The 379-nt window shown below is 69.4% G+C and carries 1 protein-coding gene; it reads left to right on the forward strand.

Going from position 1 to position 379, the window contains the following annotated elements:
- Positions 1-379 (forward strand): hypothetical protein (locus AB0C16_RS40895; protein WP_357691604.1); only part of this gene is annotated, 379 nt, incomplete at both ends.

A 379-nucleotide genomic window follows, 5' to 3' on the forward strand; every position in this document is an offset into this window, starting at 1 on the left:
GCCGCGACCTGCTGCAGATCCTGGAGACCTACCCGCGCGACGAGCTCTTCCAGACGCCCGTCGACCAGCTCCGCTCCGTCGCGACCTCCGTCCTCTACCTCCAGGAGCGCCGCAGGCTGCGGCTCTACCTGCGTCAGGACGAGTACGGGCGCTACTACTCCGCGATCGTCTACCTCCCGCGCGACCGCTACACCACCGGCGTGCGCCTGCGGCTGATCGACATCCTCAAGGAGGAGCTCGGCGGCAACAGCGTCGACTTCACCGCCTGGAACACCGAGTCGATCCTCTCCCGCCTGCACTTCGTGGTGCGCGTCCCCTCCGGCACCCAGCTGCCCGAGCTGACCGACGCCGACCACGACCGCATCGAGGCCCGCCTGGT

This window comes from Nonomuraea sp. NPDC048916 (genome assembly GCF_040649575.1).
Taxonomy (GTDB): Bacteria; Actinomycetota; Actinomycetes; order Streptosporangiales; family Streptosporangiaceae; genus Nonomuraea.